Source organism: Pseudomonas putida (genome assembly GCA_041879295.1).
Taxonomy (GTDB): domain Bacteria; phylum Pseudomonadota; class Gammaproteobacteria; order Pseudomonadales; family Pseudomonadaceae; genus Aquipseudomonas; species Aquipseudomonas putida_Y.
This window is the reverse complement of sequence record CP047152.1, coordinates 5,557,519-5,576,245: the sequence shown is the minus strand read 5'-3', so window position 1 is coordinate 5,576,245 and position 18,727 is coordinate 5,557,519. Positions and strand designations below refer to the sequence as shown.

General features: G+C 62.7%; 14 protein-coding genes. 9 read left to right on the top strand and 5 right to left on the bottom strand.

Annotated features, from left to right (window positions below; all coding sequences use genetic code 11):
• The first annotated feature begins 89 nt into the window (after window positions 1–89).
• The 4 genes from GST84_25350 to GST84_25335 all read left to right on the top strand — a co-directional run bounded on the left by GST84_25350 (window position 90) and on the right by GST84_25335 (window position 6,427).
• The gene (locus GST84_25350; protein XGB15497.1) at window positions 90–1,712 is read left to right on the top strand and encodes an ABC transporter permease subunit; all 1,623 of its coding nucleotides are present in this window, start codon (window positions 90–92) and stop codon (window positions 1,710–1,712) included.
• A gap of 127 nt (window positions 1,713–1,839) precedes the next feature.
• Window positions 1,840–2,922, top strand: a complete 1,083-nt coding sequence (gene gcvT, locus GST84_25345) for a glycine cleavage system aminomethyltransferase GcvT (GenBank protein ID XGB15496.1) — start codon at window positions 1,840–1,842, stop codon at window positions 2,920–2,922.
• Between the two features lie 51 nt (window positions 2,923–2,973).
• A complete protein-coding gene (gene gcvH / locus GST84_25340) occupies window positions 2,974–3,357 on the top strand; it encodes a glycine cleavage system protein GcvH (GenBank protein ID XGB15495.1) in 384 nt (127 codons plus the stop codon).
• A gap of 196 nt (window positions 3,358–3,553) precedes the next feature.
• Window positions 3,554–6,427: a glycine dehydrogenase (aminomethyl-transferring) gene (locus tag GST84_25335; GenBank protein ID XGB15494.1), complete on the top strand. Its 2,874-nt coding sequence runs from the start codon at window positions 3,554–3,556 to the stop codon at window positions 6,425–6,427.
• A gap of 65 nt (window positions 6,428–6,492) precedes the next feature.
• Here the strand turns inward: GST84_25335 and GST84_25330 are convergent, their stop codons facing one another.
• The 3 genes from GST84_25330 to GST84_25320 all read right to left on the bottom strand — a co-directional run bounded on the left by GST84_25330 (window position 6,493) and on the right by GST84_25320 (window position 9,058).
• Window positions 6,493–6,807 carry a DUF2388 domain-containing protein gene (locus tag GST84_25330; protein ID XGB15493.1) on the bottom strand — a complete coding sequence of 105 codons (315 nt, stop codon included), beginning with the start codon at window positions 6,805–6,807 and terminating at the stop codon, window positions 6,493–6,495.
• A gap of 88 nt (window positions 6,808–6,895) precedes the next feature.
• A complete protein-coding gene (locus GST84_25325; GenBank protein ID XGB15492.1) occupies window positions 6,896–8,569 on the bottom strand; it encodes a type II/IV secretion system protein in 1,674 nt (557 codons plus the stop codon).
• A 183-nt stretch (window positions 8,570–8,752) separates the two neighbouring features.
• Window positions 8,753–9,058, bottom strand: a complete 306-nt coding sequence (locus GST84_25320) for a hypothetical protein (GenBank protein XGB15491.1) — start codon at window positions 9,056–9,058, stop codon at window positions 8,753–8,755.
• Between the two features lie 126 nt (window positions 9,059–9,184).
• Here GST84_25320 and GST84_25315 point away from each other — a divergent pair, with 126 nt between their 5' ends.
• Window positions 9,185–9,655 carry a winged helix-turn-helix transcriptional regulator gene (locus GST84_25315; GenBank protein XGB15490.1) on the top strand — a complete coding sequence of 157 codons (471 nt, stop codon included), beginning with the start codon at window positions 9,185–9,187 and terminating at the stop codon, window positions 9,653–9,655.
• A 95-nt stretch (window positions 9,656–9,750) separates the two neighbouring features.
• Here GST84_25315 and GST84_25310 read toward each other — a convergent pair whose 3' ends face one another.
• Window positions 9,751–11,118, bottom strand: coding sequence for a CYTH domain-containing protein (locus GST84_25310; GenBank protein ID XGB15489.1), 1,368 nt, complete (start codon window positions 11,116–11,118; stop codon window positions 9,751–9,753).
• Window positions 11,119–11,345: 227 nt separating this feature from the next.
• Here GST84_25310 and argE point away from each other — a divergent pair, with 227 nt between their 5' ends.
• Together argE and argA are read left to right on the top strand one after the other, a co-directional pair.
• The gene (argE, locus tag GST84_25305; GenBank protein XGB15488.1) at window positions 11,346–12,488 is read left to right on the top strand and encodes an acetylornithine deacetylase; all 1,143 of its coding nucleotides are present in this window, start codon (window positions 11,346–11,348) and stop codon (window positions 12,486–12,488) included.
• Window positions 12,489–12,612: 124 nt separating this feature from the next.
• Window positions 12,613–13,911, top strand: a complete 1,299-nt coding sequence (gene argA / locus GST84_25300) for an amino-acid N-acetyltransferase (protein XGB15487.1) — start codon at window positions 12,613–12,615, stop codon at window positions 13,909–13,911.
• 91 nt (window positions 13,912–14,002) lie between these two features.
• Here the strand turns inward: argA and GST84_25295 are convergent, their stop codons facing one another.
• Window positions 14,003–15,379: a glutamine synthetase gene (locus GST84_25295; protein XGB15486.1), complete on the bottom strand. Its 1,377-nt coding sequence runs from the start codon at window positions 15,377–15,379 to the stop codon at window positions 14,003–14,005.
• Window positions 15,380–15,953: 574 nt separating this feature from the next.
• On the opposite strand from GST84_25295, the gene GST84_25290 reads away from it, so the two are divergent.
• Both GST84_25290 and GST84_25285 read left to right on the top strand, forming a co-directional pair.
• On the top strand, window positions 15,954–17,312 hold the full coding sequence (locus tag GST84_25290; GenBank protein ID XGB15485.1) for a glutamine synthetase: 1,359 nt from the start codon (window positions 15,954–15,956) through the stop codon (window positions 17,310–17,312).
• A gap of 48 nt (window positions 17,313–17,360) precedes the next feature.
• Window positions 17,361–18,722 carry an aminotransferase class III-fold pyridoxal phosphate-dependent enzyme gene (locus tag GST84_25285; GenBank protein XGB15484.1) on the top strand — a complete coding sequence of 454 codons (1,362 nt, stop codon included), beginning with the start codon at window positions 17,361–17,363 and terminating at the stop codon, window positions 18,720–18,722.
• The last annotated feature ends 5 nt before the right edge of the window (window positions 18,723–18,727 follow it).

The following is an 18,727-nucleotide window of genomic DNA, read 5'->3' as shown; positions in this document are numbered from 1 at the left end:
CTGCCTTTGAAGGTTGCGCAGTCCCTGTAGGAGCGGGTTTACCCGCGAACGACCGCGCAGCGGTCGCAATCGCACTCGAGATTTCAGCCTTGCCCCACACCCCTCAACGCCGCTGGTACCTCCCGGTCTCCCTGATTGCCGCCTTGGTGCTGCTGCCCCTGAGTGTGCTGCTGTTGTCCTGGCAATCCATCGACCTGCAGATCTGGTCCCACCTGCTCGACACCCAGATGGGCCGCCTGCTTGGCAATACCCTGACCCTGGTGGTGGGTGTGGGCATTGGTGTCACCGTGCTGGGCGTCAGCCTGGCCTGGCTCACCAGCCTTTGCGACTTCCCTGGTCGACGCTGGCTGGACTGGGCCCTGATGTTACCGTTCGCCATCCCGGCCTACGTGCTGGCGTTTGTCTTCGTCGGCCTGCTGGACTTTGCCGGTCCGGTGCAAAGCGCCCTGCGTGAGGTGTTCGGGCCAATGCGCCTGCCCCGGGTGCGTTCTACCGCAGGGGTAATCACCGTTCTGGTGCTGGTGTTCTATCCCTATGTCTACTTGTTGGCACGCACGGCCTTCCTGGCTCAGGGCAAGGGGCTGATGGAGGCGGCGCGGGTCCTTGGGTTGTCACCCCTGCAGGCGTTCTGGCGGGTGGCCCTGCCCATGGCGCGGCCGGCGATCGGTGCCGGTATCGCCCTGGCGCTGATGGAAACCCTGGCCGACTTCGGTGCAGTGGCCGTATTCAACTTCGACACCTTCACCACGGCTATCTACAAGACCTGGTACGGCTTCTTCAGCTTGTCCAGTGCGGCCCAGTTGGCCAGCTTGCTGTTGCTGGCGGTGATGCTGGTGCTGTACGGCGAGCGCCGCGCCCGGGGTGCCAGCCGCAGCGGCAACGAGCGACCACGCGTGCAGGCGCTTTATCAACTGCGTGGTCTCAAGGCGCTGCTGGCCAGTGGCTGGTGCCTGCTGGTGTTCGCCTGCGCTTTCGTCATCCCGCTGCTGCAGTTGCTGGCGTGGTTCTGGCAACGCGGCCGGCATGACCTGGATGAGCGTTATGTCGGCCTGGTGCTGCACACCCTGTACCTGGGCAGCATGGCGGCGCTGGTCACGGTAGGCGTGGCGTTGCTGCTGGCCTTTGCCCGGCGCCAGGCACCGACGGGCGGTATCCGCGCCGGGGTTGGCCTGGCCAATCTGGGTTATGCCCTGCCCGGTTCGGTGTTGGCGGTGTCGATCATGCTGGCTTTCAGTTACCTCGACAACCACTTGGTCATTCCGCTGTCCAGCTGGATGGGCGGCGCCGGCAAGCCGCTGCTGCTAGGCAGCCTCTCGGCGTTGCTGCTGGCCTACCTGGTGCGCTTCATCGCGGTGGCCTACGGGCCGCTGGAGAGCAGCCTGGAGCGTATCCGCCCGTCACTCCCCGAAGCCTCGCGCAGCCTGGGTGTAGGCGGCGCTAGATTGTTTTTCAAGGTGTATCTGCCGCTGCTGGTACCCGGTGCCCTTAGTGCCGCGCTGCTGGTGTTCGTCGATGTGCTCAAGGAAATGCCCGCCACCTTGCTGATGCGACCGTTCGGCTGGGACACCCTCGCCGTGCGGGTGTTCGAGATGACCAGCGAGGGCGAGTGGGCCCGAGCCTCGCTGCCGGCACTGACCTTGGTCTTGGTGGGGCTGCTGCCGGTCATCGGCCTGATTCGCCGTTCGGCACGTCGACCCGGTCACAGTCACTGAGGATGTCAGCTTGCGACCTTGCGGCTACAATGCGCGGCATTCGCGCGGCGGGTGTGAGTAACAAGAAAAGCTGACGACCCAACGTCATCGACCGCCGCCGCTTCGCCACGCCCGGAAGGAGAAACCCATGGGACAGCGCACGCTTTTGTATGACCTGCACCTGGCGCTAGGCGCCAAGACGGTCGATTTCGGTGGCTGGGACATGCCCCTGCACTATGGCTCGCAGGTCGAGGAGCACCACCAGGTGCGCAGCGATTGCGGCGTCTTTGATGTCTCCCATATGACCGTGATCGATGTCGACGGCATTGATGCCACCGTTTGGCTGCAGCGCTTGCTGGCCAACGATGTGGCCCGCCTCGACGATACCGGCAAGGCGTTGTATAGCCCACTGCTGCACGAACAGGGCGGGGTGATCGATGATCTGATCGTCTACCGCACGGAAACTGGCTATCGCCTGGTCACCAATGCCGCCACCCGTGCCAAGGTGCTCGATTGGCTGCAATTGCAGCGTGCCGGTTTTTCCGTGGGCTTTCAGGCCCGGCCTGATCTGGCCATCCTTGCCATCCAGGGGCCGCATGCCCGCGAAAAGGTCGCGGCCCTGCTCAGCGCCGGGCGCGCAGCTCTCATTCGCGAACTGCGCCCGTTTGAAGGCGTTGCCGACGGCGACTGGTTCATTGCCCGCACCGGCTATACCGGTGAGGACGGCCTGGAGATCATCTTCCCGGGCGAGCAGGCAGTGGCCTTCTTCAACGACCTGGTCGGCGCCGGTATCGCCCCAAGCGGCCTGGGCGCCCGCGATACCCTGCGCCTGGAAGCTGGCATGAACCTGTACGGCCAGGACATCGACGAAAACCACACCCCGCTCACCTCCAACCTGGGCTGGAGTATCGCCTGGGAACCGGCCGAGCGCGACTTCATCGGCCGTGCCGGCCTGCTTGCGGAAATCGAGCACGGCGTGCAAGAAAAACTGGTGGGTCTGGTGCTGGAAGAGCGCGGTGTACTGCGCGCCCATCAGGTAGTACGTGTAGCCGGTATTGGCGAAGGGGAGATCACCAGTGGTAGTTTCTCGCCTACGCTGAGCAAGTCCATTGCGTTGGCGCGCGTGCCAATGGCTACCGGTGATCGGGCCGAGGTGGAAATTCGCGGCAAGTGGTACCCGGTGCGGGTGGTCAAACCGACCTTCGTGCGCCACGGCAAGATCCTGATCTGAACAATTTATAACCGGCGGGCCTACCGCTGAGCCAATCGAGGAATTCAAGACATGAGCAATATCCCCGCCGACCTGCGTTTTGCCGAAAGCCATGAGTGGGCTCGCCTGGAAGCCGACGGTAGCGTGACCGTGGGTATCAGCGATCACGCCCAGCAAGCCTTGGGTGATGTGGTGTTCGTCGAGCTGGCTGAAGTCGGCAAAGTGTTTGGCGCTGGCGACGCTGCGGGTGTGGTGGAGTCGGTCAAGGCCGCTTCGGACATCTACGCCCCGGTCGGTGGCGAAGTGATTGCGGTCAACGAAGAGCTGGCCGATAGCCCGGAACTGCTCAACGAAGAGCCTTACGGTTCGTGGATCTTCAAATTGAAGCCAAGCAACCCGGCCGAGCTGGACAAGTTGCTGGATGCGGCTGGCTACCAGGCGCTGATTGGCGAGTAAGACCGCGTCGCTTGCTTCGCGGCTAAAGCCGCTCCTACACAGGTACAGCGCTGCATTCGAGACGGGTACAGCCCCTGTGGGAGCGGCTTTAGCCGCGAAGAGGCCGGGCCTGCAAACAAGTTTCCCCGCACAATCGGCAATCCCTTCCTAGACTTGTAAGTCTCCATGAGGCCTGGTCTAGGAAGAGAGCGTCGTCATGTCCCAGTCGCCATCCCTGCATCAACTGCAAGAGCTCAACCCATTTTTGCGCCGCCACCTGGGCCCCGATGCCACAGAGCAGCAGGCCATGCTCAACGCGCTGGGTATCAACAGCCGCAACGAACTGATCGAGCAAACCGTTCCGCCAGACATCCGCCTCAATCGCCCCCTCGACCTGCCTGCGGCACTGGACGAGCAAGCCGCCCTGGCCAAGCTCGCCGGCTACGCCGAACAGAACCAGGTCTGGACCAGCCTCATCGGCATGGGCTACCACGGCACCATCACCCCCACAGTCATCCTGCGCAACGTGCTGGAGAACCCTGGCTGGTACACCGCCTACACGCCCTACCAACCCGAAATTGCCCAAGGCCGGCTGGAGGCGCTGCTGAACTTCCAGCAAATGGTCATCGACCTTACTGGCCTGGCTCTGGCCAATGCCTCGCTGCTCGATGAAGCCACCGCTGCCGCCGAAGCCATGGCCCTGGCCAAGCGGGTGGCACGCAACAAGAGCAACGCCTTCTTCGCCGACGAGCACTGCCATCCGCAGACCCTTTCGGTACTCAAGACCCGCGCCGAGGGCTTCGGTTTCGAGCTGATCGTCGACTCTGTGGATAACCTTGCCAAACACTCGGTGTTCGGTGCTTTGCTGCAGTACCCCGACACCCACGGTGAAGTGCGCGACTTGCGCCCGCTGATCGACCAGGTGCACAGCCAGCAGGCCTTGGCCTGCGTGGCCGCGGACTTGCTCAGCCTGGTAGTGTTGGCGCCGCCCGGAGAACTGGGCGCCGATGTAGTGCTGGGCTCGACCCAGCGCTTTGGTGTGCCGATGGGTTACGGCGGGCCTCACGCGGCCTACTTCGCCTGTCGCGATGACTACAAGCGGGCTATGCCGGGACGCATCATCGGCGTGTCACGCGATGCCCGTGGCAACACCGCACTACGTATGGCCCTGCAGACCCGCGAGCAGCATATTCGCCGCGAAAAGGCCAACTCCAACATCTGCACGGCCCAGGTGCTGCTGGCCAACATTGCTGGCTTCTACGCGGTTTACCATGGCCCGGAAGGCCTGCAGCGTATCGCTCAGCGTGTGCACCGGCTGACCTTCATCCTGGCTGCCGGCCTCGAGGCCAAAGGCATCAAACGCCTCAATCAACACTTCTTCGACACCCTTACCCTGGATGTTGGCGGTGCCCAGGCGGCCATCATTGAAAGCGCCGAGGCCGCGCACATCAATTTGCGTATTCTCGGTCGCGGGCACCTGGGGGTGAGCCTGGATGAAACCTGCAACGAACAGACGGTGCTGCGCCTGCTCGACATCTTCCTGGGGGTGGATCATGGCCTGGAAATCACCGCCCTCGACCAGCTGGCCCTGCCTGAAGGTATCCCTGCCAGCCTGGTGCGACGCACGCCATTCCTCGCCCACCCCGTGTTCAACCTGCATCACAGCGAAACAGAGATGCTGCGCTATCTCAAGCAGCTAGAGAACAAGGACCTGGCGCTTAACCAGTCGATGATCCCGTTGGGCTCGTGCACCATGAAACTCAACGCCACCAGTGAGATGATCCCCATCACCTGGCCCGGTTTTGCCCAGCTGCACCCGTTCGCCCCGGCGGCCCAGGCAGCAGGCTACAAGGCGATGATCGACGAACTGGAAAGCTGGCTGTGCGCGATCACCGGCTTCGATGCGATCTGCATGCAGCCTAACTCCGGTGCTCAGGGTGAATACGCCGGCCTGATGGCCATCACGCGCTATCACCGCAGCCGCCATCAGCCGATGCGCACGTTGTGCCTGATCCCGTCGTCGGCCCACGGCACCAACCCGGCGTCGGCACAGATGGCCGGCATGGAAGTGGTGATCGTCGATTGCGACAACGATGGCAACGTCGACCTGGCTGACCTCAAGGCCAAGGCACACGCGGCCGGTGAGCGTCTGTCGTGCCTGATGATCACCTACCCCTCGACCCACGGTGTGTACGAAGAGGGGATACGCGAAATCTGCGAGGTGGTGCACCATCACGGCGGCCAGGTTTACATGGACGGTGCCAACCTCAATGCCCAGGTGGGCCTGGCGCGCCCCGCAGACATTGGGGCCGATGTTTCACACATGAACCTGCACAAGACGTTCTGCATTCCCCACGGTGGCGGCGGTCCAGGCATGGGGCCGATCGGTATCCGCGCGCACCTCAAGCCGTTCGTCGCCAGCCACCCGGTAGTGCCGGTGCCTGGGTTGGACCCGAACAATAGCGCGGTCAGCGCCGCCCCTTGGGGCAGTGCAAGCATCTTGCCGATAAGCTGGATGTACATCGCCATGATGGGCCCGCAGCTGGCCGACGCCAGCGAGGTGGCTATCCTCTCGGCCAACTATCTCGCCAGCCAGTTGGGCGCGGCGTTCCCGGTGCTCTACCGCGGACGCAACCAGCGTGTGGCGCATGAGTGCATCCTTGACCTACGGCCGTTGAAGGCACTGACAGGCATCAGCGAAGAGGACGTGGCCAAGCGCCTGATGGACTATGGCTTCCACGCACCGACCATGTCCTTCCCAGTGCCGGGCACGCTGATGGTGGAGCCGACCGAGAGTGAATCGAAGGCTGAGCTGGATCGGTTTGTCGAAGCGATGTTGGCGATTCGCGCGGAAATTGACGAAGTACAGCAGGGCAACTGGCCAGCGGAGAACAACCCGCTGAAGCATGCACCGCATACCTTGGCTGATGTGCTGGGGGTATGGGACAGGCCGTATAGCCTGGAGCAGGCGGTGGCCCCCAGTGCTCACGTGCGCCAGCACAAGTACTGGCCGGCGGTGAACCGGGTAGACAACGTATATGGGGACAGGAACCTGTTCTGTGCGTGTGTGCCGGTGGAGGCTTATCGCTGAGGTTGGTGTTGGATGCTTCGCGGGTACCTGTAGGAGCGGGTTTACCCGCGAAGCAGGCGACGCAGTTACTCGGCTACCGCATTCTTGGCCAGGATGGCATTGGCCAGTTCCATGTCGGATGCCTGCATCCCTGGGTTCTCTGCCCGTGCCTCGCGCATGGCCGCTTCCAGGAACGGCCCGCGGATCTCGCCTTCGCTGGCGACGAAGCTGCTGGCGTCATCCTGCGCGGCCACTACCAGCTTGTGATCCCGCGAGGTCAGGTAGCTCGACGCCGTGGTAGCACCGGACGTCATCACGTTACGCCAGAAGGTATCGGCCATGGCCGAGCCAAGAGGCAGCGAAAGCAAGGTAGCCGCGGCAATGGCGGTTTTGAGACGCATGTTGAAACACCTCGAAGGGTGATGGTTGAAGATGCGCGCTTGGATCTTTTCGGGCAAGGCAAGTTCCTTGAATACAAAGGACTTTTCGTCAGTTGCAGACGCGCAGCACTTCCTCGGCACGGGTCTGCCCAGCGGCTACTTTGGCCTCGCCGCAACGGCGCAGGTCAATCAGGCCATCGGCCAGCGCCTGGCGCCGCAAACGGGTCAGGTCGGCATGCGGGCCGATCAATGCGCGCAAGGCGTCGCTGGGCTCGAGCAGTTCGAATAATCCCGTGCGCCCCTGAAAGCCGGTACCGCGGCAAGCTCGGCAGGCGGGTGATGAACCTGCCTGGCAGTCGGTGCAGACGGTTCGCACCAGGCGCTGGGCCATCACCCCGATAAGCGTCGCCTTGATCAGGTAGTCGGCCACACCCAGCTCTTGCAAGCGGGTGATGGCTGCGCAGGCATCGTTGGTATGCAGGGTCGACAGCACCAGGTGCCCGGTCAGCGCTGCCTGCACCGCTACCAGGGCGGTTTCGCGGTCGCGGATTTCGCCGATCATGATGATGTCGGGGTCTTGGCGCAGCATGGCCCTGACCGCGTTGGCAAACCCCAGGTCCAGCGCGGGCTGCACCTGCAGCTGGTTGAAGGCTGGTTCCAGACGCTCGATCGGGTCTTCGATGGTGCACAGGTTGACCTGTGGTGTGGCCAGCAGTTTGAGGCTGGTGTACAGCGTGCTGGTCTTGCCGGAGCCGGTGGGGCCGGTGACCAGGATGATGCCTTGGCGTTGACGTAGCAGGCTCTGCCATTGGGCCAGTTGCTGGCCGTGCAAGCCAAGGCGTTCGAAGCCTTCTTGCAACTGTTGCGGGTCGAACAGGCGCAGCACCAGTTTCTCGCCAAACGGGGTGGGCAGGGTCGAAAGCCGCAGCTCCACCTCGCCACCACCGGGCAGGCGGCTTTGCAGCCGGCCGTCCTGCGGCCGGCGCTTCTCTGCAACGTCCATGCGGCCCAGGTGTTTAAGGCGGCTGACGAGGGCCAGGGTGACCCCGGCGGGGAAGGCATAGACGGTGTGCAGCAGGCCGTCGATGCGGTAGCGCAATTGGCCCTGTTCGCGGCGTGGTTCCAGGTGGATATCGCTGGCGCGTTGCTCAATGGCGTACTGCAACAGCCAGTCGACGATATGCACGATATGTGCGTCGTCTGCGCTGGCCTCGGCCTGGCGTTTGCCCAGCTCCAGCAATTGCTCAAGTTCCCCCAGGCTGGCCGACTGCTGGTATTGCGCGCCTTTTACCGACTGGGCCAGGCGGTGGAACGACTGCGCCGACTGACGGATCTGCTGCGGGCTGGCCAGTACGCGACGGATCGACCGGCCGAGGCTGCGGGCCAGGTCGGCTTGCCAGTCATCCTGGAAAGGCTGGGCGCTGGCGACGGTGACGCTGGAGGCATCGGCCGCGACGATGAGGATGCCGTGGCGCTGGGCGAAGGCAGGGGAGATCAGGCCGGTGACCTGGGGCAGGTCGAGTTGCATGGGGTCGATGCGCAGGTAGGGTTGTCCGACCTTGTCGGCCAGCCACTGGCAAAGGTGCTCCAGGTCCAGGGGCTGGCCGGGGCGCTGGCGGCTTTCCAGGCTGCAGGCGGCGATGTGTTCCAGCGGGTGGCTAGCGGGGTGGGTGGCGGCGTGTTCGAGTACTTGCAGGGTATCGCTGGCGTGCAGGTGCTGATCAGCGAGCAGGGCCTGAAGCACGCGCTTGAGGTCGAGTGCCGGGTTGTCGGGGGTGTGCATGGTTGGCGTCCGTGCCTGATCGTGTAGTGCTGATCAAGGCTAGCCCGGCGGCGGGAGACTATTGGAGGTGAAAGGTTTCGGGATTTTGCTGCGTCTGTACCGGAGGGCTTCGCGGGTGAACCCGCTGCTACAGGGATCGCGCGGGCCTTGAGTGCTATGCGGTACAGGTCCAGCAGAGAGGGTTCAGACCACTGCCAACGCCACCCGCTGGACATTGGTCAGGCTCACCTCACCTACACACACCAAGTTACGCAGTTTTTGTGCAATTACCTCGGCCCGGTGCCAGCTCAACCCGCCGATACCGACCTCGATATCCAGCCAGTCATCCTGCTGGCTGACCTGCACGCTATGCGGGGTCAGGAACTGCAAGGCAAACAGGTTGAGTACCCGGCACAGGCTATCGGGCTCGGCCTCGGCCTGCAGGCGATAGTGCACGGTGCTGTGGGCGTTGGTGGCGGCCCAGGCGTCGGTACGGGGCTGTGCGTTCATGCTGGTCTCCGCAAATGAGGGAGAAATTCTTGCACGTTGGTGGCGGTATTTTTTCGCTATGATTGGGTGGTTTCGTCTTATTAGTGAATTCTTTTATTCAAAAAAATCTGATTTGGAGAATAAACAATGCACAGCGAGCTGGACGCCTACGACCGTCGCATCCTCGAACTGCTGCAGGAGGACGCTTCGCTGTCCAGTGCACAGATCGCCGAGCGCGTCGGGCTGTCGCAATCGCCGTGCTGGCGGCGCATTCAGCGCTTGAAGGAAGAGGGGGTGATTCGTGGGCAGGTGACCTTGCTGGACCGCAAGAAGGTCGGCCTGAACACGCAGATTTTCGCCGAAGTGAAACTGAACGCCCACGGGCGCTCCAACTTCACCGAGTTCACCGAGGCGATCCGCGGGTTCCCTGAGGTGCTGGAGTGTTATGTGCTGATGGGGGCTGTGGACTTTCTGCTGCGTATCGTCACGTCGGACATCGAGGCCTACGAGCGGTTCTTCTTCGAAAAACTGTCGAACGTGCCGGGGATTCAGGAGGTGAATTCGATTGTGGCGCTTTCCGAGATCAAATCCACCACTAGCCTGCCGCTATCGCGTTGAGGCCATTCGTGGGTAAACCCGCTCCTATACTGGCCCCACGCCTGGCGCGGATCGTATGTAGGAGCGGGTTTACCCGCGAAGCAGGCGGCGCGGTATCACGCCTTGAGCAGGTGCTTCCAGCCGCGGCTCTGGTCCACAGCCCGAGCCTGTTCGATACGCGCTTCCAGCACTTCATCGCTGATGGGCTGCTCGGCCAGTTCGTGCAGCTTTTTCAGGTCGCCGTACAGGCGGTCCATCTGCGGCGCTTCCAGCACCTGGCGGGCGTGGTGCAGCCAGGCCAGAAGCTGCTCGATACGTGGCAACTGCTCGGCCAGGTCTTCCGGGCGCTGGGTGTACAGCGGCAGCTTCAACGCGCGGCCTTCCTCGCCCAGCAGATGCCCCAGCCAGCTGGCCAGTTGCGCTTTGCCCTGGCGTTCGCCGCGGCCCTTGCGCTCTGCGGTCCAGGTACGGGCCGTCAGCCAGCGTGAGGTTTCCAGCGAGAACTGGCCCCAGCGTACGTCTTCCAGTTCTTCGGCAAACTGCTCGGGTGCGGCGCGACGGATGTCTTCGTCATCGTTGCCGGCCTGCACCAGCGGGCGCCAGTCTTCAAGCAAGGCATCAAGGCTGGTGCGCAGGTCGCGGGTGGTAGCGCGCGGTGCTGCCTGGCCCAGGCTGGCAGTGAGTGCGCGCAGCTCGCTCAGGCACTCGACCCAGTCCTGCAACAGGCGCCAGTGGCCGTTGTGGCGGTACTGCTCGGCCAGGCGCTGGCTGCTGGCCAGCAGCTGCCAGGCGAGGGCGGCATAGGCGTCGTCCAAGGCCATTTCGGCTTCCAACGCGGTGTGCGGCAGGTCCAGCTCGTAGCTGTCCGGTTCCAGCAGGCGGTAACCGCGCTCAGCCTTGCTGATGTCGCACGGCATCAGTGGCAGGCTGGCGGCCAGTTCTGCGGCCAGTTCCAGCAGGGCTTGCGGCTCACCTTCGCGCAGTTCCAGCTCCAGCTCGCAGATCTCTTCCTTGCGCTTGCCGGCGATCACGAAGCCTTGGTCCAGCGCAGCCTCGATCACCACCTTGCTCTTGCCACGGCCCCAGGCGATTTCAGCGTATTCACGGCTGAAATCGGTGGTGAACAGTGGCTTGATGGTTTTCTTGTCCAGGTTGGCCAGTTGCTCGGGCCAGCAGGTGGCGTCCAGCTTCTTCAGGTCGAGCTTGACCTTGTCCAGGTTCCATTCGTACTCGTTGCGCTCGGACAGGCCGGCCACGCTCTGGCCGCGGCACTTGAGGGTTTGAATGATCGCGTCGCCATCGCGGCGCAGGCGCAGGGCGACACGGGCGGCGGACAGTTCACGCTCGGGGGTGTCGAAGTACTGGTTGAGCAGTTCACGGGTCTGCCAGCCGGACTTGTTGCGCTTTTTCAGCAGAGGGTGCTCGCGCAGGGCGGCAAGGGTCTCGCGGCTGGCGCGGAGCTTCAGTTCGGTTTCTTTGTGCATCACAGACTCGAAAGAGGGGGCGTGGTTGGCAAGGAGTTTACAGCAGTCGGCTGTCGACTGTTGGATCGTGGTGGCTTCTTCGCGGGCTTGCCCGCTCCCACAGATAACGCGTAGCCCTTGAGGGCAGCGAAACCCTGTAGGAGGGCGAGCCCGCGAAGAAGCCCATGGGGTTGCCCTGCGAACGATAGGCATTGTTATGATGGGCAACGTTTCCGAGGAGTACGCGCATGCCGTTGCCGACGCTGAAAGACCAGTTTGCCGCCTTGATCGCCGCGCCTTCGGTCAGCTGTACCCAACCTGCGCTGGACCAGTCCAACCGCCAGGTTATCGACCTGCTGGCCGGTTGGCTCGGCGACCTGGGTTTCAAGTGCGATATCCAGCAGGTCAGCCCCGGCAAGTTCAACCTGCTGGCCAGCCGTGGCACCGGCCCGGGAGGGCTGGTGCTGGCCGGGCACAGCGATACCGTGCCCTATGACGAACAGCTGTGGGCCAGCGACCCGTTGAAGCTTACCGAGACCGATGGCCGCTGGGTCGGCCTGGGCAGTTGCGACATGAAGGGCTTCTTCGCCCTGGTCATCGAAGCGGTCATCCCGCTGCTGGAGCACGACTTCAAGGAGCCGCTGCTGATCCTTGCCACCTGCGACGAAGAAAGCTCCATGTCCGGCGCCCGTGCCCTGGCCGAGGCCGGCCAGCCACTGGGCCGTGCAGCGATCATCGGTGAGCCTACCGGGCTGCGGCCGATCCGCATGCACAAGGGCATCCTCATGGACCGCATCGACATCCTCGGTCGCAGCGGCCATTCGTCGGACCCAAGCCTGGGGCGCAGCGCCATGGAGGCCATGCATGCGGTCATGGGTGAGCTGATGGGCCTGCGCCAGCAGTGGCAACAAACCTATAGCAACCCGCAATTCACCGTGCCGACCCCGACCATGAACTTCGGCTGCATCCACGGCGGCGACAACCCCAACCGTATCTGCGGCCAGTGCGCCCTGGAGTTCGACCTGCGGCCACTGCCTGGCATGGACGTGGAGCAACTGCGCGCGGCCATTCGCGAAAAATTGCTGCCGGTTGCAGAGCGCCATGAGGTGCGCATCGACTATGCGCCGCTGTTCCCGGAGGTGCCGCCGTTCGAGCAGGCTGCCGATGTCGAACTGGTACAGGTCGCGGAGCGCCTGACCGGCCATCGCGCTGAAGCGGTGGCGTTCGGCACCGAAGCACCTTATCTTCAGCAACTGGGCTGCCAGACCATTGTGCTGGGCCCTGGCGACATTGCCTGTGCCCACCAGCCCGGCGAATACCTTGAAATGTCACGAATCGAGCCTACCGTGCGTCTATTGCGTGACCTGATCCGGCACTATTGCCTGCACTAAACGTCAATCGAACTGATTCGTTCCTGCCTAGAGGAGACCGCGCGTGACCGCAAGCCTGTTCCGACGATGATCCTGAACGCCCCCTGCATCGCCGTTCTCCGTCCACTTATCCACAGGCTCTGTCATGCCCGATTACGTCAACTGGCTGCGTCATGCATCCCCCTATATCAATGCCCATCGCGACTGCACCTTCGTGGTCATGCTCCCTGGCGATGGGGTGGAACACCCTAATTTCGGCAACATCGTCCACGACCTGGTGCTGCTGCACAGCCTGGGCGTGCGCCTGGTGCTGGTGCATGGCTCGCGCCCGCAGATCGAAAGCCGGCTGGCTGATCGCGGGCTGACCCCGCACTACCACCGGGGCATGCGTATTACTGATGCGGCCACCCTGGACTGCGTGATCGATGCCGTCGGCGCCCTGCGCCTGGCCATTGAAGCGCGGCTGTCGATGGACATTGCCGCTTCGCCCATGCAGGGCTCGCGCCTGCGCGTGGCCTCCGGCAACCTGGTCACTGCGCGGCCGATCGGCGTGCTCGAAGGCGTGGACTACCACCACACTGGCGAAGTGCGCCGGGTCGACCGCAAGGGCATCAGCCGCCTGCTCGACGAGCGCTCCATCGTGCTGTTGTCGCCCTTGGGCTACTCGCCTACCGGGGAAATCTTCAACCTGGCCTGCGAAGACGTGGCTACCCGCGCGGCCATCGAACTGGGTGCCGACAAATTGTTGCTGTTCGGCGCCGAGCCGGGCTTGTTGGACGCTGACGGTAGGCTGGTGCGCGAACTGCGCCCGCAGCAGGTTGCCCCGCATCTGCAGCGTCTTGGCAGCGACTACCAGGGCGAACTGCTGGATGCTGCGGCCGAGGCCTGCAAAGGCGGCGTGGCGCGCAGCCATATCGTCAGCTATGCCGAGGACGGCGCGCTGCTCACCGAGCTGTTCACCCGTGGCGGTGGCGGTACGCTGGTGTCGCAGGAACAGTTCGAAGTGGTGCGCGAGGCAACTATCGAGGATGTGGGTGGCTTGCTGGAGTTGATCAGCCCGCTGGAAGAGCAGGGCATCCTGGTGCGCCGTTCGCGCGAAGTGCTGGAGCGAGAGATCGAGCAGTTCAGCGTGGTCGAGCGCGAGGGCATGATCATCGCCTGTGCGGCGCTGTACCCGATTGCCGATTCCGAGGCCGGCGAGCTGGCTTGCCTGGCGGTGAACCCGGAGTACCGCCATGGCGGGCGTGGGGACGAGCTGCTGGAACGGATCGAGAGCCGGGCACGGCAGATGGGCTTGAGTACTTTGTTCGTGCTGACTACGCGCACGGCGCACTGGTTCCGCGAGCGCGGCTTTGCGCCGAGTGGCGTGGAGCGGCTGCCGGCGGCGCGGGCTTCGCTGTACAACTACCAGCGCAATTCGAAGATTTTCGAGAAGCCCCTGTAAGCGTGGACCGCCCTCTTCGCGGGCTCGCCCGCGAAGCAGGCGACACCGGTCTCAAACAAAAAACGCCGCCCTTGAGGGGCGGCGTTTTTGTTTACACGGTATGCAGGTACCAGTTGTACTCGAGGTCGGAGATCGAGTGCTCGAACTCTTCCAGCTCGCTTTCCTTGCACGCGACAAAGATGTCGATGTACTTCGGATCGATGTACTTGTTCAGGATCTCGCTGTCGTCCAGCTCGCGCAGGGCATCGCGCAGGTTGTTCGGCAGGCTTTGCTCCAGCTGCTCGTACGAGTTGCCTTCGATCGGCTCGCCCGGCTCGACCTTGTTGGTCAGGCCATGGTGTACGCCCGCCAGCACCGCAGCCATCATCAGGTACGGGTTGGCGTCGGCACCGGCTACGCGGTGCTCGATGCGCACGGCGTCCGCAGAACCCGTTGGCACGCGCAGCGCCACGGTGCGGTTGTCCAGGCCCCAGCTTGGCGCGTTCGGCACGTAGAACTGCGCGCCAAAGCGGCGGTACGAGTTGACGTTCGGGCAAAGGAATGCCATGGACGCGGGCAGGGTCTCGAGCACACCGCCGACAGCGTGACGTAGCGCGGCGTTCTGCTCGGGATCCTCGCTGGTGAAGATGTTGTTGCCATCTTTGTCCAGCACGGAAATGTGCACGTGCAGGCCGTTGCCTGCCTGGCCCGGGTAGGGCTTGGCCATGAAGGTGGTGTCCATTTCATGGTCGTAGGCGATGTTCTTGATCAACCGCTTGAGCAGTACCGCGTAGTCGCAGGCCTTGAGCGGGTCGGCCACGTGGTGCAGGTTGACTTCGAACTGCGCCGGGGCGCTTTCCTTGACGATGGCATCGGCCGGGATGCCTTGTTCTTTCGCGCCTTCAAGGATGTCCTGCAGGCAGTCGGCATATTCGTCGAGGTCGTCGATCAGGTACACCTGGGTCGACTGCGGGCGCTTGCCCGAAATTGGCGAGCGTGGTGGCTGCGGGCGGCCGTTCACGTTCTCCTGGTCGATCAGGTAGAACTCCAGTTCGAATGCGGCGCAGATAGTCAGGCCCAGTTCGTCGAACTTGGTCACCACCTGACGCAGCACTTCGCGCGGGTCGGCGAAGAACGGCTCGCCTTCCAGTTCGTGCATGGTCATCAGCAGCTGGGCGGTGGGGCGCTTTTGCCACGGCTCGTTACAGAGCGTGTCGGGGATTGGATAGCAGATGCGGTCAGCATCGCCGATGTCCAGGCCCAGCCCGGTGCTTTCGACGGTGGAACCGTTGATGTCCAGGGCGAAGAGGGAGGCCGGCAGGTTGATGCCTTTCTCGTAAACCTTGTGGAGGCTGGTGCGCTCAATGCGCTTGCCACGCACCACACCATTCATATCTGCAATCAGAAGGTCAACGTAGAGAACCTCAGGATGTTCCTTAAGGAACGCGTTCGCTTCGTTAAGCTGAACGGCACGCGGGGGTACCGACATGATGCAACACCTTTGTTGTTAAAAATATCAATCAAGGGGGGCTTGCAAGACCAGTCAATCGAAAAGCCATACTGATGTCAAGCCAACCCCATGATGCCCTGAAATGGCACATCTACGGCAGATTTGCTGCATATCGGGGCAAACCATTATCCGCTATTTCCTGCGTAAAGGGCTATCTCCGGTGCGCCGTGTTTTATTTTTTACGGAGGTGTTGTGTAAAAAAATGAACAAGGCTAAGCTCGGTCTCAACCCAGAACACAATAATACGAGGGTCACATGGTCCGCTTGCCGCGACCTGAAAGCACTGCCTGCGCAGTGCCAACAGGCACTTCCGTCATTTTTGCAAGCTTCGTCAATGGCGTGGTCGCCCTGGCCGCAATAATTGACGTTTCGCGTTCCCGGACCGGTCCTCGCAGCGGCTTGCCGCCCTTCGCTTCGTCTTCCTGCCTTTTGAACTCATTACGGACACAGCTGATTTCAGTGTATCCACTGTGGCTCTGCGCGTGGGTTTTTGCTTTAGCAATCTACTCCATCCAGAATCAAGTCGTGGACCACCTTACCTCCTGAGGTATTTATGAGTAACAACCTCGACCAGCTCACCGATTGGTTGAAAGAGCACAAGATTACCGAAGTCGAATGCATGATCAGCGACCTGACCGGCATCACGCGCGGCAAGATTTCGCCAACCAACAAATTCATCGCCGAAAAAGGCATGCGGCTGCCCGAGAGCGTGCTGCTGCAGACCGTGACCGGTGACTACGTCGACGACGACATCTATTACGAACTGCTCGACCCGGCAGACATCGACATGATCTGCCGCCCTGACGAGAACGCCGTGTTCCTCGTGCCGTGGGCTATCGAACCGACCGCACAGGTCATCCACGACACCTACGACAAGAAGGGCAACCCGGTCGAACTGTCGCCGCGCAACGTGCTGAAAAAAGTGCTCAAGCTCTACGCCGACAAGGGCTGGCAGCCGATCGTCGCCCCCGAGATGGAGTTCTACCTGACCAAGCGCAGCGAGGACCCGGACTTTCCGTTGCAGCCCCCGGTCGGCCGTTCAGGTCGCCCGGAAACCGGCCGTCAGTCGTTCTCGATCGAAGCTGCCAACGAATTCGACCCGCTGTTCGAAGATGTCTACGACTGGTGCGAGCTGCAGCAACTGGACCTCGACACGCTGATCCACGAAGACGGCACGGCGCAGATGGAAATCAACTTCCGTCACGGCGACGCCCTGCACCTGGCCGACCAGATCCTGGTGTTCAAGCGCACCATGCGCGAGGCGGCGCTCAAGCACAACGTGGCCGCCACCTTCATGGCCAAACCGATGACCGGCGAGCCGGGCAGTGCCATGCATCTTCACCAGAGCGTGGTCGACGTGGCGACCGGCAAGAACATCTTCAGCAATGAAGACGGCAGCATGAGCGAGCTGTTCCTCAACCACATCGGCGGCCTGCAGAAGTTCATCCCCGAGGCGCTGCCGCTGTTCGCGCCCAACGTCAACTCGTTCCGCCGCTTCCTGCCCGACACCTCGGCGCCGGTGAACGTGGAGTGGGGCGAAGAAAACCGCACCGTCGGCCTGCGCGTACCGGATGCCGGCCCGCAAAGCCGGCGCGTCGAAAACCGCCTGCCGGGCGCCGACGCCAACCCTTACCTGGCCATCGCCGCCAGCCTGCTGTGTGGCTACATCGGCATGGTCGAAGGTATCGAGGCCAGCGCGCCAGTGCAGGGCCGTGGTTACGAACGCCGCAACCTGCGCCTGCCCCTGACCATCGAAGACGCCCTGGAACGCATGGAAAACAGCCGTGCGCTGGTGCAGTACCTGGGCAAGAAATTCATTACCGGATATGTCGCCACCAAGCGCGCCGAGCACGAAAACTTCAAGCGCGTCATCAGTTCCTGGGAGCGTGAGTTCCTGCTGTTCGCTGTCTGATCAACCCTGGTGCCGCAGGAGCGCGGCGGTCCAATAACGGAGAAGCACATGAGCGTCAACAACCCGCAAACCCGTGAATGGCAAACCCTGAGCGGGGAGCATCACCTCGCACCCTTCAGTGACTACAAGCAACTGAAGGAGAAGGGGCCGCGCATCATCACCAAGGCCCAGGGTGTGCATTTGTGGGATAGCGAGGGGCACAAGATCCTCGACGGCATGGCCGGTCTATGGTGCGTGGCGGTCGGCTACGGCCGTGAAGAGCTGGTGCAGGCGGCAGAAAAACAGATGCGCGAGCTGCCGTACTACAACCTGTTCTTCCAGACCGCTCACCCGCCGGCGCTCGAGCTGGCCAAAGCGATCACCGAAGTGGCGCCGAAAGGTATGACCCATGTGTTCTTCACCGGCTCCGGCTCCGAAGGCAACGACACTGTGCTGCGCATGGTGCGTCACTACTGGGCGCTTAAGGGCAAACCGCACAAGCAGACCATCATCGGCCGTATCAACGGTTACCACGGTTCCACCTTCGCCGGTGCTTGCCTGGGTGGCATGAGCGGCATGCACGAGCAGGGTGGCTTGCCGATCCCGGGTATCGTTCACATCCCTCAGCCTTACTGGTTCGGCGAGGGCGGCGACATGACCCCTGACGAATTCGGTGTCTGGGCTGCCGAGCAGCTGGAGAAGAAGATCCTCGAAGTCGGCGAAGACAACGTCGCTGCCTTCATCGCCGAGCCGATCCAGGGCGCAGGTGGCGTGATCATCCCGCCGGAAACCTACTGGCCCAAGGTGAAGGAGATCCTTGCCAAGTACGACATCCTGTTCGTCGCCGACGAGGTGATCTGCGGCTTCGGCCGTACCGGCGAGTGGTTCGGCTCTGACTACTACGACCTCAAGCCCGACCTGATGACCATCGCGAAAGGCCTGACCTCTGGTTACATCCCCATGGGCGGTGTGATCGTGCGTGACACCGTGGCCAAGGTGATCAGCGAAGGCGGCGACTTCAATCACGGTTTCACCTACTCCGGCCACCCGGTGGCGGCCGCGGTGGGCCTGGAAAACCTGCGCATCCTGCGTGACGAGAAAATTGTCGAGAAGGCGCGCACGGATACGGCACCGTATTTGCAAAAGCGTTTGCGCGAGCTGCAGGACCATCCTCTGGTGGGTGAAGTGCGCGGCCTGGGCATGCTGGGTGCGATCGAGCTGGTCAAGGACAAGGCCACCCGCAGCCGTTACGAAGGCAAAGGCGTGGGCATGATCTGTCGCACCTTCTGCTTTGAGAACGGCCTGATCATGCGTGCGGTGGGTGACACCATGATCATCGCGTCGCCGCTGGTAATCAGCCATGCGGAGATCGACGAACTGGTGGAAAAGGCACGCAAGTGCCTGGATCTTACCCTTGAGGCGATTCGATAAGCGTT

What these genes read in the sequence shown, in the direction of transcription:
- GST84_25330 (XGB15493.1), bottom strand. Translation starts at nt 6,807, where the DNA reads ATGCGTCTCAAAACCGCCATTGCCGCGGCTACCTTGCTTTCGCTGCCT.
- gcvT (XGB15496.1), top strand. Translation starts at nt 1,840, where the DNA reads ATGGGACAGCGCACGCTTTTGTATGACCTGCACCTGGCGCTAGGCGCC.
- GST84_25325 (XGB15492.1), bottom strand. Translation starts at nt 8,569, where the DNA reads ATGCACACCCCCGACAACCCGGCACTCGACCTCAAGCGCGTGCTTCAG.
- GST84_25335 (XGB15494.1), top strand. Translation starts at nt 3,554, where the DNA reads ATGTCCCAGTCGCCATCCCTGCATCAACTGCAAGAGCTCAACCCATTT.
- GST84_25310 (XGB15489.1), bottom strand. Translation starts at nt 11,118, where the DNA reads ATGCACAAAGAAACCGAACTGAAGCTCCGCGCCAGCCGCGAGACCCTT.
- GST84_25320 (XGB15491.1), bottom strand. Translation starts at nt 9,058, where the DNA reads ATGAACGCACAGCCCCGTACCGACGCCTGGGCCGCCACCAACGCCCAC.
- argA (XGB15487.1), top strand. Translation starts at nt 12,613, where the DNA reads ATGCCCGATTACGTCAACTGGCTGCGTCATGCATCCCCCTATATCAAT.
- GST84_25295 (XGB15486.1), bottom strand. Translation starts at nt 15,379, where the DNA reads ATGTCGGTACCCCCGCGTGCCGTTCAGCTTAACGAAGCGAACGCGTTC.
- GST84_25290 (XGB15485.1), top strand. Translation starts at nt 15,954, where the DNA reads ATGAGTAACAACCTCGACCAGCTCACCGATTGGTTGAAAGAGCACAAG.
- GST84_25285 (XGB15484.1), top strand. Translation starts at nt 17,361, where the DNA reads ATGAGCGTCAACAACCCGCAAACCCGTGAATGGCAAACCCTGAGCGGG.
- argE (XGB15488.1), top strand. Translation starts at nt 11,346, where the DNA reads ATGCCGTTGCCGACGCTGAAAGACCAGTTTGCCGCCTTGATCGCCGCG.
- GST84_25315 (XGB15490.1), top strand. Translation starts at nt 9,185, where the DNA reads ATGCACAGCGAGCTGGACGCCTACGACCGTCGCATCCTCGAACTGCTG.
- gcvH (XGB15495.1), top strand. Translation starts at nt 2,974, where the DNA reads ATGAGCAATATCCCCGCCGACCTGCGTTTTGCCGAAAGCCATGAGTGG.